12 protein-coding genes are annotated in these 14,006 nt (G+C 65.2%); 8 read left to right on the top strand and 4 right to left on the bottom strand.

Annotated features, from left to right (window positions below):
- Positions 1–132 precede the first annotated feature (132 nt).
- From KHC19_RS24305 to KHC19_RS24290, 4 genes are all read right to left on the bottom strand, one after another.
- The gene (locus KHC19_RS24305; protein ID WP_213356127.1) at positions 133–2,511 is read right to left on the bottom strand and encodes a DUF3987 domain-containing protein; all 2,379 of its coding nucleotides are present in this window, start codon (positions 2,509–2,511) and stop codon (positions 133–135) included.
- A 227-nt stretch (positions 2,512–2,738) separates the two neighbouring features.
- The gene (locus KHC19_RS24300) at positions 2,739–3,296 is read right to left on the bottom strand and encodes a hypothetical protein (RefSeq protein ID WP_213356126.1); all 558 of its coding nucleotides are present in this window, start codon (positions 3,294–3,296) and stop codon (positions 2,739–2,741) included.
- A 116-nt stretch (positions 3,297–3,412) separates the two neighbouring features.
- Positions 3,413–3,625: a helix-turn-helix transcriptional regulator gene (locus tag KHC19_RS24295; protein WP_213356125.1), complete on the bottom strand. Its 213-nt coding sequence runs from the start codon at positions 3,623–3,625 to the stop codon at positions 3,413–3,415.
- Positions 3,626–3,761: 136 nt separating this feature from the next.
- Positions 3,762–4,916, bottom strand: coding sequence for a tyrosine-type recombinase/integrase (locus tag KHC19_RS24290; protein WP_343207792.1), 1,155 nt, complete (start codon positions 4,914–4,916; stop codon positions 3,762–3,764).
- A 972-nt stretch (positions 4,917–5,888) separates the two neighbouring features.
- Here KHC19_RS24290 and KHC19_RS24285 point away from each other — a divergent pair.
- The 8 genes from KHC19_RS24285 (at position 5,889) to KHC19_RS24250 (ending at position 13,701) form a co-directional block, all read left to right on the top strand.
- Entirely contained in the window at positions 5,889–6,689 is an 801-nt protein-coding gene (locus KHC19_RS24285) for an IclR family transcriptional regulator (RefSeq protein WP_213356123.1), read from the top strand.
- On the top strand, positions 6,689–8,218 hold the full coding sequence (locus KHC19_RS24280) for a class I adenylate-forming enzyme family protein (protein WP_213356122.1): 1,530 nt from the start codon (positions 6,689–6,691) through the stop codon (positions 8,216–8,218). The genes KHC19_RS24285 and KHC19_RS24280 overlap by 1 nt, the downstream gene beginning before the upstream one ends.
- Complete coding sequence (locus KHC19_RS24275) at positions 8,215–9,027, top strand: citryl-CoA lyase (protein ID WP_213356121.1); 813 nt, start codon at positions 8,215–8,217, stop codon at positions 9,025–9,027. The genes KHC19_RS24280 and KHC19_RS24275 overlap by 4 nt, the downstream gene beginning before the upstream one ends.
- Before the next feature lie 3 nt (positions 9,028–9,030).
- Positions 9,031–9,744: an SDR family NAD(P)-dependent oxidoreductase gene (locus KHC19_RS24270; RefSeq protein ID WP_213356119.1), complete on the top strand. Its 714-nt coding sequence runs from the start codon at positions 9,031–9,033 to the stop codon at positions 9,742–9,744.
- Positions 9,741–10,820: a Bug family tripartite tricarboxylate transporter substrate binding protein gene (locus KHC19_RS24265; RefSeq protein WP_343207791.1), complete on the top strand. Its 1,080-nt coding sequence runs from the start codon at positions 9,741–9,743 to the stop codon at positions 10,818–10,820. The genes KHC19_RS24270 and KHC19_RS24265 overlap by 4 nt, the downstream gene beginning before the upstream one ends.
- Before the next feature lie 63 nt (positions 10,821–10,883).
- Entirely contained in the window at positions 10,884–11,348 is a 465-nt protein-coding gene (locus tag KHC19_RS24260; protein ID WP_213356117.1) for a tripartite tricarboxylate transporter TctB family protein, read from the top strand.
- Complete coding sequence (locus KHC19_RS24255; protein ID WP_213356116.1) at positions 11,348–12,856, top strand: tripartite tricarboxylate transporter permease; 1,509 nt, start codon at positions 11,348–11,350, stop codon at positions 12,854–12,856. The genes KHC19_RS24260 and KHC19_RS24255 overlap by 1 nt, the downstream gene beginning before the upstream one ends.
- Positions 12,853–13,701 (top strand): SDR family NAD(P)-dependent oxidoreductase, encoded by an 849-nt coding sequence (locus KHC19_RS24250; RefSeq protein WP_213356114.1) that lies wholly within the window; start codon positions 12,853–12,855, stop codon positions 13,699–13,701. The genes KHC19_RS24255 and KHC19_RS24250 overlap by 4 nt, the downstream gene beginning before the upstream one ends.
- Positions 13,702–14,006: the final 305 nt, after the last annotated feature.

The following is a 14,006-nucleotide window of genomic DNA, read 5'->3' as shown; positions in this document are numbered from 1 at the left end:
GCCATGTTCGAAGGCATGTCCAAAGGTATGTCGAAGGCATGTCCGAGGTGGAGAAAACAGACATGCCTTCGCTGCACGAGGCATGTCCATCTTCCGAAAACGGACATGCCTTCGAACATGGCTTGAGTACGCCTATGTGAGCGGTTCGGCGCCCTCAGGGGTGTGCTCGCGCGCCCAATACCGCACTAGGGTCTGCCCGCTCTCGGACGTCACCCTGCCGAAGATGACCTCGCGGGCCTCGCGCAGTTGGTCGAGCACGTCGTCCAGACGCCTCCCGTCAATGGCACCGCGCAACCGGACCAGCAACCTCCCTTTGGTTAGCCCCTTAACGTCGGCGCGCTCAATAATGCTTCGCACCCTAAGGTATTCCGCCGCCCGGTCGTTGTCTGCGATGTTAGCATGCGCACCCCGGACGATGGTGTTGAACGATGCCTCAGCTACTGCGTTGGCCCATTCCTGGATCTCGGGGGTGATCACCGGTTCCTTTGGGTCACATCCTACGGCGACGATCAACGCCAAGCGTGCGGCGTTCTCGCCGACGCGGTTCAGGATCGGCCGGTATTGCGGATCCAGGGTCGTCCGCATGGCACGCATCCGGTCGTCGAACGCCTCGAAAAGGTCCTCCACCCCTGGCGCAAATTTGACCGTCACCATCGGCCATGGCTTAGCCTCAGGATTGGCAGATAGGGCGTGCCAAGGTCCCGCCCCGAGATGGCCAACACTGCCACCGAGAAGCGCAGACACCTTCGCCGATAGTTCAGCGGGGATATTATCCAGTGAGCCCTCAGGCCGCCGCACCTTCACCGGCTCGCCATCGCCTGCGTCGATCATCACCAAGCGCCCAAGGAGTCCCTCCGAGATATTGCCGGACGAAAGCGCAGCCCAGAAGGTACTTGGCGTCGACACACCGTGGATCGTCAAGCAGGGTTGGATGATCCGCTTAATATTGCCGCTGGCTTTCTCGGCGCCGCCCCAGCTTCCGGAAGGTGCACCGGTCAACTCCATCAACGCAGTGGCGATTTCTTCGCGATGCGGCGCGACATTCCGGCCCGCATGGAGCGAGAGGAACTTGCCAAATTCGTCGATCACGGCGATGCACGATGGCGACTTCCGCAGGCGCCCGGCAAGGCCCGGCAACGAGCGGAGTTTATCAGCGAAGATGTGCTCGCTGACCCGTGCGCCGTCGGGCGTGGAGTCGGCCAGTGCTTCGGCCGCGCGTATGGTGATGTCCTTTCCGAAACCCGACTCTGCCAGCGCCACGACGTAAAGGTTACTCCGAAGACCCGTCGGCCCCTTGTAGCGACGGCCGATCAGCCCGGCCGTGAACGCCAGCGCCGAGGCAAGCGCGAGGTGCGGCGACGGGAAACGGGCGCAGGAGGCGATCCAGCGAGCGAACTCGCCGACGGCGCCGGGCGGATAGCAAAGTTCGAGCGGCAAGCCGACGGCGGCCGCCGTCGGGATAGGCCGCGCAGCGTCTTCGTCATCGTCATCGGGCTCATTGTCATTGGCGGCCCTGCCGCGCAGCTTCTCGATCATCGCCGCGCCTATCTCTCGCGCACGAAGATGGGGCTGCCCGAACCGCCCCCAAAGCCGGGTGAAGTCCTGCCGGGCGTAATCCTCAGAGCGGTAGCGGCTCAGCCAATCGCCGGACGCCGACAGGAACAGTCCCGCAGCCACCTCGGCGGGGTGGCCGTCGAAGGCGAGCTTCTCGACGACGCGCGCGGCATGGGCAGACCTGTCGCCGACGTCGTTGGCGGCCAGCAGGCGCGCTGCTTCCGGCGTCACCTCGACCCCGTCGACGTCCGGTAGGTCGCCGAGCTCGACGGGGTCGGCCTCGGCGCGCGGCGCACTGGCGGACACAGCGAGGGCGAGTGCCGTCGGATCGGTGAAGGTCCCGTCCCACGGCTCGACGGCGGTGACCGCCGCCGGCTCCGGGTTGCGCCCGCGGGCCAGCTTCGCCGGGCCGGGCCAGTTCAGGGTGCCCGGCACTCGCCAGACATGCGCGATGTCGCCTGTGCCATGGTCTGAGCCAGTGGTGGCTTTCAAGCCCCGCGCGATCGCCTTGGCTACGTCCGGCGCAATGGGGCGGTCGAATATCCACATGGGCTGCCGGTTGCCGGGTGAGGTCTCCAGCACGAGGTTCGGCGGCAGAGGGTACGAACCGGTGTCGCGGCCTGTGTCGGCATCGATGTCGGCGACCAGGCCAAGCACGGCGACGACATCGTCGCCGCCGCCACGGTGGCCGCGCGCAAGGGTGCGGCGCATGACCTGAAGGCCGCAATAGACGTTCGCTCCCGCGGTGCCGCTATGTGCCTCGATAGCGGCCACCATGCCTTCGACGTCGCCAACGGCGTGATGCGTGATGATGCCGCCGTCGCGCTCCAGCGCCGCGTTGAACACCGACACCACCAACACGCCGTCGACGCCGTGGGCGAGGCGCTGGAGCATTTCCACATGGCTGCGGACGGGGTTGGGTGATGAGTCAGGCTGCGGTGCGGCGGTCACGGTCATGGCCAACTTTCGACATAGCGAGCGATGAAATTTCGGCGGCGATTTCTGCAGGGATGGCGACGACCCGCGCGCCATCGACATTCGGGGACCACACCCGTAGGCCGCCGTCCGCGGCTCTACGAAGTGTGAGGCGAAGAAGCCGGACGCCGCAGGGCAGCTCGAGATCGAAGGTCGCGAGATTCCGGCTCCCCTGCTGGCCGGGATGAATGTTTTCTATTCTCACCGGATCACCGCCCCCAAATGGGTGCGGCTGCGACAGCTTGGCAGTCGAGGAGTGGCGCTCGCTGTGCTGACCTCCAGGCCCCCGCAAACAGATCCTCGCCATCACCCGCGCCGCGGTCCCCATCATGGTAGCCGGTTATGCGGTTCCTGAAGCTGCCTAGGCTGTGGCAGAATCCGATACCTCCGCCGCTATGCGGGAGAGCATCTCCCCAACAATAGTAGTCGCCCGAGCATTCCCCGAGCGCGCCAAGCGCGAGGCCCCAGTACTCGGAATGAACGAGACCAATGCCGAGCAGCAGGATGTCGCTGCGGCCGCCAGCGTCGCGGACCGAGCGGCTGGCCAGCAGGCGGGCTTTCGGGGTCGGCTGAAGCTCCTGTTCGACGCCGACGAGCACCGTGCCGGCACCACGCAGCGCAAACGTCGGTGCCCATCCCCTCGGGCCGCTCGGCTTGTATTCGTACGACCAACTGAGATTGTCGAAAAACGCCGCCCATATTGCATCGATACGAGAGTCGTAGAGGGCGCCAAGGTAGTATACCGGGCTGTTGCTGCCAGAATGCATCAGGATCTCCTCACGAAGACAAAAACTGATCGTCCGCCGCCGCGACGGTGCGGGACGAGTCATGGGCGCGATGGCGATGCCCGCGCGGGCGGGCGGTTGCTGTGCGGCAGGTACGGTTAGGCGGCCGCCCGTTGGTCACGAGCGGCGATGCGGGCGTCAATCCAGGCGAGAACTTCGGCGCGGACGAACGCGACTCTTTTCTCCCCCAGAGGAACCGCAGCGGGGAAACGACCGGACGTGCGATATTTGTTGATCATCGTCCGTGACATGCTTGTCATGCGGCACGTGTCGTTCAGCGAGATGAGCGGAAAATTATCGTTGTCCGGCATGGAGCACTCCTGCAGCCGGTGGATCGACGGGTTTTCTTGGCCCCTGAGAGCTTCTTGTCTTTATTGAAACTCTGCCACACTGGGTCGGCACCGTCCGCAAGTCGCCAGCGCGAACTCGGGCGCAACGCACAGGACGTTAGAGGCCGGCGCAGAAATCGGCCCACGCGGACATCAGCAGGCGGCGCTTTTCGAGAGCATCTCCCCGCCGATACGCTCGCTCGACCTGGTCACCCACCGCGTGCGCCAATGCGCTCTCTGCGACCTCGCGCTGGAATTCGGTTTCCTCCGAGACCCAGTCGCGGAACGCGCTTCTCATGCCGTGCACGGTGAAGCCGTCCCCGCCGCTCGTCGCCAAAGCTTTCGTCAGCGCTGGGTCAGACATCGGCTTGCGGACGGACTGGCCGGGAAACACCAAGTCCGACAACGCCCTCGCTTTCTGGCCCTCCAATAACTCAACGGCGCGGTCCGACAGCGGCACCCGGTGCTCGCGGCCGGCCTTCATTCTGGCGGCGGGAATCGTCCAAACCTTCGAGCCGAGATCTATCTCCGCCCACAATGCGCCCCTCGCCTCTCCAGAGCGCGCGGCCGTCAGGATCGCAAATTCGAGGCACCGCGCAGCCGTGCCGTTCGCCTTGCGAAGCTGCGTCATGAACGCCGGCAGATCAGGATACGGCATCGCCGCATGGTTCTTCTTCTGCAGCGGATCGCGGCGCGGCAGGATCTGATCCAGATGGCCTTTCCATTCCGCTGGATTCGGACCGTCGCGCAGGCCGCGAGCACGGGCATGGTCAAGGATCAGTTTCACCCGCTCGCGGGTCTTCTGAGCGGTCTCCGGCATGGCGGTCCAGATAGGCCGGAGGATCCGCACGACGTCATCGGTGGACACCTCTCCCACCGGGATGCGCCGCAGCCCCTTGGCATAGACCTCGGCCACCCGGCGCCATCCCGCCTGAGTCACCCTGCCCCGCCATTGGCTTTTCATGGACTCGATATATTCATCGGCAACCGTGCCGAAAGTCACGACAGGCACCCTCGCCTGCCGCTCAGTCATTTCCTTGAACGGGTCGCCGCCAGCACCGAGAATTTCGCGGATCTCATCCGCCTTCCGGCGAGCGGCGGCGAGCGAGACCTGGCCGACGCCGCCGCCGAAACTACCAAGACCCATCTCGCGCCGCCGGCCGTGCCGGACAAAAATGAACACCCAGGCCCAAGTCGCACCGGACTTCCCGCGATGCAGCCATAGGCCATCGCCATCGCGAAGTTTCGGCTTGTCGGCATGTTTAATCGCCAAGGCAGTAAGTAAATTCCGAGCCATTTCCGCTCCGAACGAAAATCCTAATCCATGTCGGTTACTATCAAAGTCAGTAGTGTCAGAGGTGGCGCCGCCAACTCGCAATATAGCTAGGAATCTGCGCGGCACCTGTCAAGAAAATCAGTAAAAACAATACCTTGTCTCATGCTCAGGGAGCCACCCCCCATCCGGGGCGGCTCAACCTCCCAAATCGCTTCCCCACCCGCCGAGATTGCTGGATAAATTCATTTCCAGCCTCCGCGCGCTGTCCCCAGCCGGGGCAGCCACAGCCCCCATCCCCGCGAATTTGTCGGCCTTGTTGTTGATCCCGGCAATCAGCCGGGACGGCGAACATGGCCTTGTCAGATGCGGCATGCCGGACGGCCAGAGGCCGGGAAGGCGAGTACAAACTTTCCGACGGTGGTGGCCTCTATCTCTTCGTGAAGCCTAACGGCGCCCAGGGCTGGCAGCAGGCCCACAGGTTCGGCCGTAGCCACCTTGCAGCAACTGCGGGACACCACCCGTGGCGGGATAAGTTCGTCCGTGTTTCCCGCGACCGTATCGGCGGAGAAACCGGTGAGCGAAAACACTCTGAACTTCGCGCTACGCCGCCTGGATATAAGGGCGGAGGTAATGACCGCCCACGGCTTTCGGGCAGCGTTTGCCACGCCCGCCGACGAGAGCCCGACGCTGGCATCCCGATGCGATCGAGCGGCAGCTCGCCCATGCTGAGGGCAACAAACATGCGCCGGGGCTTCCCCCTCAATTTGCAACACGACAAGCGTCTGCAACGACGACGGTGGCCGTCGACCGGTCGGCACCTCGGCGGACGGTGACGGAGGCGCCGGCAAGGGACGAATTGTTCTCGCCCAGCGAGAAACAAAATCTCAAAATGCGAGAACTCGTCTGGACAACGATAGAACGCCACCTATCCTCCCATTCAAATAACAATGACCAATAGGGAGGAGGCACGTGGCGTCTCCTGCAAAGAAAACGGCGCCGGAGGCGACACATTCATCACTGTCCAAAGCTCTCAGCCTGATGAAGGTGATCGCGGAGCGCGGACGCAACGGAATGACGTTAAGCGCGGCAGCGAAGAGAGCCGAAATACATATCGCGACGGCGCACCGTCTTCTCGTTGCACTCGTCGAAGAAGATTTCCTGAACTTCGATCCCTACACGAAACTCTATCATCTCGGCCTGATGCCTTATGAGATCGTCGCCCGTGCCGGCACCGATCTCGAATTCGTTTCCTTGCGCAAGAAGTTGCGTCCCTATCTGGAACGGGCCCAGGCGGAAGCCGGCGGCATCGTCAGCCTTTCGGTGGTGTCCCGCAGCGAGGCGCTGTGCGTCGACGTCGTGGAGGGACATTCCGACATAAGGCTGAACACCCTGACCGTGGGCTCACGGCGTCCGCTCGGCGCCGGTGCGGCGAGCCTGGCGCTTCTCGCCGCCCAGGACGCGGCCGAACGGGAGGCGACGATCGCCCGCGAGGCGGAGCGCTATCTGAAATATGGCAGCCTTACCGCCGATCTCGTGCGCACCGCCTGCGAAGGGCTTCGGTCCGATGGCTACGTGTTCAACGAGGCATGGATCATCCCGGATATCGGGGCCCTTGGCATACCGCTGTTCTCGACGGCTCCCGGCGCGGTCTGCGCGGTGTCGCTCACCAACACGATCTCACGCCTTAGCCCCGACCGACGGCGGGAGATCGCCGTCGTGCTGTCCCGGGCAGCTCAGGCGGCCGGCTTCAAAACCATGGATATTCCCTGATGTACCCCATTGATCTTTTCTATCGGCAGGCGGCGCGCACGCCAGACCGGATCGCGGTGGAGTTCGGCGAGGAGCGTTGCACCTATGCGCAGCTGCTCGCCCGATCGAGCGCGCTGGCCGCCGGACTTCAGGCGCAGGATCCGACGCCGGGCTCGCGGATCGGCATCTGCTGCTACAATCACCTGGAACATCTGATCGCCTGGCTTGCCATCCTCGCGGCGGGCAAGGTGTGGGTGCCGCTTTATCCGCGGAACAAGTCAGCGGAGATCGGCGGGAGCATTTCCTTCACCGAGATGTCGATCGTCATCGCCGATGCGGCCGCCGTGCCGCTGGTTGAAGGCGCCGGCGCCCGGATTCTCATTGCCGACGCCAAGGGCGGCGCCGGCACGACGGGCGGTCTTGCTCGCGCCCATGAAGGCGGCAGGCCGCGCTTTCATCCCCTGCCGCTCGATGCGACCCAAGCGATCAAGTTTACCGGCGGCTCAACGGGCAAGCCGAAGGGCGTGATGCAGCCTTATCGCTCGTGGAACACCAACATCATCACCCAGATCCTTGCCTGGGACCTGAAGCCCGGCGACCGGTTGCTGGCGGTGGCGCCGATCACGCATGGCACGTCGACCTATATCCTGCCGACGCTCGCCACCGGCGGCACGCTGGTGCTGATGGACCAGCCCCGCCCCGAGGAGGTGCTGCACGCACTGTCGCAGGAGCGCATCGCGACCACATTCCTGCCCCCGACCGTCATCTACATGATGATGCAGCTGCCGGAAGCGCGCCGGGGCACCTATGATCACCTGCGCAACCTTGTCTACGGGTCGGGGCCGATGCGCGCCGATGCCATCGCCGAAGCCCAGTCGATCTTCGGCCCCCGCATCTGTTCCACCTATGGGCAAACCGAGGCGCCGCAGATCGCCACCATGATCTCGGCCGAGCAACTGGCCATGCCGGAACTCCGCGCTTCCGTCGGCCGAGAGACCGTCCTCACCCGCGTCGCGATCATGGATGAGGAGGGGAAGCTCCTGCCTGACGGCGAACTTGGTGAAATCGTCATCCGTGGCGACCTGCTGATGACCGGCTACTGGCGCCAGCCGGAAAAGACCGAGCAGACCATCGTCGACGGCTGGCTGCACACGGGCGACATCGGGCAGTTCGACGACAGCGGCTTCCTCTATCTCAAGGGGCGCTCCAAGGACCTCATCATTACCGGCGGCTTCAACGTCTATCCGGTCGATGTCGAGCCGGTGATCGCCGAACATCATGCCGTGTCCGACTGCGCGGTTTTCGGCGTCCCCGACGAGAAGTGGGGCGAGGCGGTCCATGCGGCGGTCGAGATCCGCGAAGGGGCGTCGTTCGACGCGCAGGACATCATCCGCTTCGTCAAGGACAGGCTCGGCTCGGTGAAGGCACCGAAATCCGTCGCCGTCTACGACCGTCTGCCGCGCAACAGTTACGGAAAGCTCCAGAAGCAGGCGCTGGTGGACGACTACATCGCCCGCGCGGCCCGCGAAGATAAAGAGGTGCACTCATGAGTTCCGGGACTTCGACCACGGGCACCGGTCGCGCGCCGGCAACGACGCCGACGCCCACGACCGCGCTTAGCCACCATACGCTCGACGCGGTCTACTACCGGGGCCGAAGCGTCGTGGACGACATCCTGAAGCCGGGCGCCAAGCCGGATTTCGTGCGCGAGGCGATGTTCCACATCTTCGGTCGCGCGTTCAGCGAAGACGAACTGACGGTTGTGAACGCCATTCTCATCACCATGATGGAACACGGATTCACGCCCAGCGCCATTTCCACCCGCTCGATCTACATGAGCGCACCGGAAAATCTGCAGGGCGCGGTCGCTGCCGGCCTGATGGCGGTCGGCAGCCAGTTCGTCGGCACCGTCGAGAACAATGCGCGGCTGCTGGCTCGCATCGTCTCCACGCCGGCCGACGGGCAGCGTGCGGCCGCCGAGGCGATCGTCGATGACTACAGGGCCCGCAAGGCGCCTTTGCCCGGCTTCGGGCATCATCTCCATCGCCCGGATGACCCGCGTGCCGCATGCCTGCTGCAGATCGGTGCGGGACACGGGCTCGACGGCGCCTATGTGAAGGCCTTGCGCCTGCTCTCGGCGGTGATCGACGAAAAGGCCCGCCGTCACATCACCATCAATGCCACCGGTGCGGTTTCGGCTCTGCTGGGCGAGATGAGCATTCCGGTCGATCTGATGCGCGGTTTCTCGGTTTTCGGCCGGACGCCGGGCCTCATCGCGCATATCGCCGAGGAGCGTGAGCGCCCGAGTGCCCGCTTCATCTGGGAACTCGTCGACAACACCATTCCCTACGAGGCCTGAGCCGTGGGCGATTACGCATTGCTTACCGGCGGGGCCCGCAATATCGGCGCCGCGATTGCCCGGCGCCTGACGCAAGACGGGTTCCGCGTCATCGTGGTTGATGCCGCGGAGCCGGAGCACGATCAGTTCGAGAGCTTCGTCAGGGCCGACTTGCGCGATCCGGGCACGGCGCGTCACGGCTTGGCCAGGGCTGTGGCGGGACGCGCGGTGACGCGCCTGGTGAACAATGCGGGCATCGTCGAGCCGGCGAGCCTGGAGGACACCAGCACGGAGAGCCTCGATGCCGTGGTTGCGGTCAATCTGAAGGCGCCGCTCCTGTGCATGCAGACGGTGCTGCCGGCGATGAAAGCGGCCGGGTGCGGGCGCGTCGTCAATATTTCCAGCCGGGCGGCGCTCGGCAAGGAACTGCGATCGGCCTATTCCGCGACCAAGGCGGGCCTGCACGGCATGACGCGCACCTGGGCGCTGGAACTTGGCCGCATCGGTATCACCGTGAATGCCGTCGGCCCCGGGCCCATCCGCACCAGCCTCTTCGATGCGGTGAACCCGGCGGATTCTCCGCGCACGAAAGCGATAGTGGATGCCATCCCCGTGGGGCGGCTCGGCACCTGCGAAGACGTGGCGGAGGCGGTCGGTTTCCTCGTCTCCGATCGCGCCGGCTTCATCACGGGGCAGGTTCTTTATGTCTGCGGAGGAATGACCATAGGCGCTGCGTGAGCCTGCCGACCGGCAGGCAGCGCGAAGCGTCCGACAGAACATCGAAAAATAACAACGACGCCGGATTCAAAGGGAGGAACAGCATGCTTCGCTTCGTACGACACGCCATCATGGCGGCACTGGTGGCGGGCGTCGGGATCGGGATGAGTTGCGCCCACGCCGACAACTGGCCATCGCGCAACGTCTCCATCATCGTGCCTTATTCGGCCGGCGGGGCGACAGACATTCTCGCGCGCAAGATCGCCGAAGGGCTGACCAACGAACTGGGCCGGACGGTGATCGTCGACAACCGTGCCGGAGCCGGCGGCATTCTCGGCACGACGCTCGCGGCCAACGCGAAGCCGGACGGCTATACGCTGTTCTTCGGACAGGTCTCGTCCCACGGCATCGTCCCCAACCTGGCCGCCTCGCTGAAATATGACCCGGTAAAGAGCTTCGAGCCGATCATCTTCATCGCGTCCATTCCCAACATCCTGGTGGTCAACAAGGACCTGCCGGTCAATTCGGTCGACGAGCTGATCGCCTATGCCAAGGCGAACCCCGACAAGCTCAATTACGCCTCCTCGGGCATCGGCGCCTCGACCCATCTTTCGGGCGAGATGTTCAAGTCGCAGGCGGGGATCAGCATGACCCACATTCCCTTCCCGGGAAGCGCGCAGGCCATCACCTCGGTGATGGGAGGGCAGACGCAGATCATGTTCGACAACATGCCCTCTGCCTATCAGCATGTGCTCAGCGGCGGCCTGAAGGCGCTCGCCGTCACGACCAAAAACCGCTCGCCCGCCGCCCCCGACATTCCCACCGTCGCCGAAGCCGCGACGAAGGCGGATCTCTCGAAATTCGAGGCGACCTCCTGGTTCGGGCTGTTCGCTCCCGCTGGCACGCCGGCGGAGGTGATCACGCGTGTGAACACCTCGGTGAACGACCTCCTCAAGAAGCCGGAAATCATCAAGTTCATCAACGATGGTGGCGGCGTGACGGAGGGCGGCACGCCGGAGGAACTGGCCAAGCATGTGACGGCAGAGCTGGCGAAGTGGAAAGTCGTGATCAACGACGCGGGCATTCCCAAGCAGTAGCGCTCAGCCGCGGCGGCGGGGCAAATGTCGCCGGCTCCCCATCTCCTGCGTGGAAGTCTCATCATGCCTCCATCCAGAAGCGGATCCTGCCCGCAGGACATCATCGCGGGCATCTTCTTCCTCGTTATCGGCCTTGCCGGTATGTGGAACAGTTTCTCCTATCCGATTGGCACCGCCCTCCAGATGGGGCCGGGCTACTTCCCGGCGCTGGTGTTCGGCCTTCTCGCCGCGCTCGGCCTCGCCATTCTCGTCAAAGGGCTCCTCGCCGCCGGGCCGGGAATCCAGGGTTGGGCATGGCGGCCGACACTGCTGGTGCTCGGCGGGTTGGTTCTCTTCGCCGTCCTCGCCCCGGTGCTCGGCTTCGTGCTGTCCTGCATGCTGCTCACGACCGTCGCGACGCTGGCCGTTCCCGAAATGCCGTGGCGCACCCGTCTCGGGCTCGCGGCCGCGCTCACCGGCTTCTGCTGGCTGATCTTCATCGCCGGCCTCGGCGTTCTCATTCCCTCGTGGCCGGAGCTGCTGCCATAATGGACCTGTTCGGCAATATCGCCATGGGGCTCGGGGTCGCCGTCCAGCCCATCAATATCGGCTTCTGCTTCATCGGCGCGCTGCTGGGAACCGTCATCGGCGTGCTGCCCGGCGTCGGGCCCACCGCGACGATGGCGCTGCTGCTGCCGCTGACCTTCGGCCTGCCCACCGAAGCCTCCATCATCATGCTGGCCGGCATCTATTACGGCGCCCAATATGGCGGTTCGACCACGGCCATTCTCCTGAACCTGCCGGGCGAGACCTCGAGCGTCGTCACCACGCTGGACGGCCATCAGATGGCCAGGCAGGGACGGGCGGGAGCGGCGCTGGCGATCGCGGCGATCGGCTCGCTTGTCGGCGGGAGCGTGGCCACGCTGGTGCTGGCTGCCTTTGGTCCGCTGCTGACCCGCGCCGCCTTGTCCTTCAGCGCGCCGGACTATTTCGCGCTGATCCTGTTCGGATTGCTGGTCTCCATCATCCTCGCCCATGGCTCGCTCCTCAAATCGGTGACCATGGTGGTGGCGGGCATCGCGCTCGGCACCATAGGCGTCGACATCAATACCGGCCAGTTCCGCATGACCTTCGGCACGATGGAACTGGCGGAAGGCATCAACTTCGTGCCGCTCGCAATGGGCCTGTTCGGCATCGCGGATATCCTGCGCAACCTCGAGAACCGCGGCTCCGGCATGGGCACGGTGAGCGTCATCTCCAGCCTGTGGCCGAGCCGGGACGACATCCGCCGTTCCTGGCCCGCCATACTGCGCGGCACCGGGCTCGGCAGCCTGCTCGGCGTGCTGCCGGGTGGAGGGGCGACGCTGGCGTCCTTCGCCTCCTACAGCCTCGAAAAGAAGGTGGCGGCCGATCCCGCCCGCTTCGGCAAGGGCGCCATTGAGGGCGTCGCCGGTCCTGAGACGGCCAACAACGCGGCCGCCCAGACCTCCTTCGTGCCGCTGCTGACCCTCGGCCTGCCGACCAATGCGGTCATGGCACTGCTGGTCGGCGCCTTCATCATCCAGGGCGTCCAGCCCGGCCCGATGATGCTGAAGCAGCAGCCGGGGCTGTTCTGGGGGCTGATCGCCTCCATGTGGATCGGCAACCTCATGCTGGTCGTCATCAACCTGCCGCTCATCGGCCTGTGGGTGAAGCTGCTGCGGGTCCGCTACGAGTTTCTGTTCCCCGCGGTGCTGCTGTTCTGTGCCATCGGCGCCTACAGCCTCCATAATTCCGGCTTCGACATACTGGTCATGGCGGTGTTCGGCGCGGTGGGCTACCTGCTCATCAAGCTTGGCTGCGAGCCGACGCCGCTGCTGCTCGGCTTCGTCCTGGGACCCATGCTGGAGGAGAACCTCCGCCGCTCCCTGATGCTGTCGCGCGGCAGCCTGATGACCTTCATCGAACATCCGATCAGCCTGACCATCCTCATCGCGTTCGCCCTGACTTTGGTGACGGTCGTGCGGCCGTCGATGCGGCGCAAGCGCGACATCGCCTTTGCCGAGGAGGAAACATGAGTGCCGATATCGATGGACGACGGCCCTCCCCTCCCGCCGAACTGTCCGGCCGGGTCGCCGTCGTGCTGGGCGGGGGCTCGATTGGTCCGGGCTGGGGCATCGGCAAGGCCGTCTCGGTGCTCTTCGCGCGGGCGGGAGCACGGATCGTGGTCGGCGACCGGGAGCTCCGCTCCGCAGAGGAAACATGCGAGATCATCCTCGCCGAGGGCGGGGAGGCCCGTGCGATCGGGCTCGACGTGACCGACGACACCGCGCTGACCGGCGCCCTGCAGCAGGTTCTGGATCAGCACGGCCGCATCGACGTGCTCTATTTCAATGTCGGCATCGGCAAGGCCGGCCCATCGATCGCCACTTCGCCGGCCGACTGGCGCCGGATCTGCGACGCCAACCTCACGGCGCTGCACGTCGCGACGACCAGCGTGCTGCCGGCCATGCAGGCCGCGCGACGGGGCGTGATCCTCGCCACATCGTCCATCGCCGGCATACGGGATGTCGGGTATCCGCATCTCGCCTATGGCAGCACCAAGGCGGCGATGATCCAGTATCTGCGGCTGCTGGCCGTGGAATACGCCCCCTATGGGATTCGGGCGAACACGATCATCCCCGGCCTGATAGACACACCGCGCATCGAGAAGACGGTGGCCAACGCTTACGGCTCCGCCAGCCTTGCCGAGATGAAGGAATTGCGGGCCTCCCAATGCCCGCTCGGGCGCATGGGCACGGCATTCGACGTGGCGGAGGCGGCGCTGTTCCTCGCCTCCGACCGGGCCGCCTACATCACCGGTACGGAACTGCGGATCGACGCGGGCCTCGCGGCGACGACCCGTCAACCGGGCGGAACATGACGTCTTCAGGCCTGCGTCGGCCACGACACCGGCGGCGCCAGCGCGCCGGACGCCTCGACGATCCGCGCGTGCGGCAGACGCCTCTGCGGATCCTCCCCGTCGCCCGTGGCGCATGAAATCGATTGCGTGGAGGTAGTTGAATTCGGCGGTGACGCCGAGCGGGTCATGGTCTCGATCCAGGGGCCAGCATCGCACCGCTGAGACAAGAGAGACATTTGTCGCCGCGCGTTCGGGAAATATAACAGGGGTTGAATCCCGGCGCGGGAGGGCGGCGCGGCGCGCCGGCTGGTCTTTCCGCGCGGGCG

It is taken from the genome of Ancylobacter oerskovii, assembly GCF_018390555.1.
In the GTDB taxonomy this organism is placed as follows: domain Bacteria; phylum Pseudomonadota; class Alphaproteobacteria; order Rhizobiales; family Xanthobacteraceae; genus Ancylobacter; species Ancylobacter oerskovii.
The sequence above is the reverse complement of the archived record's forward strand: the minus strand, read 5'-3'. Positions and strand labels throughout refer to the sequence as shown.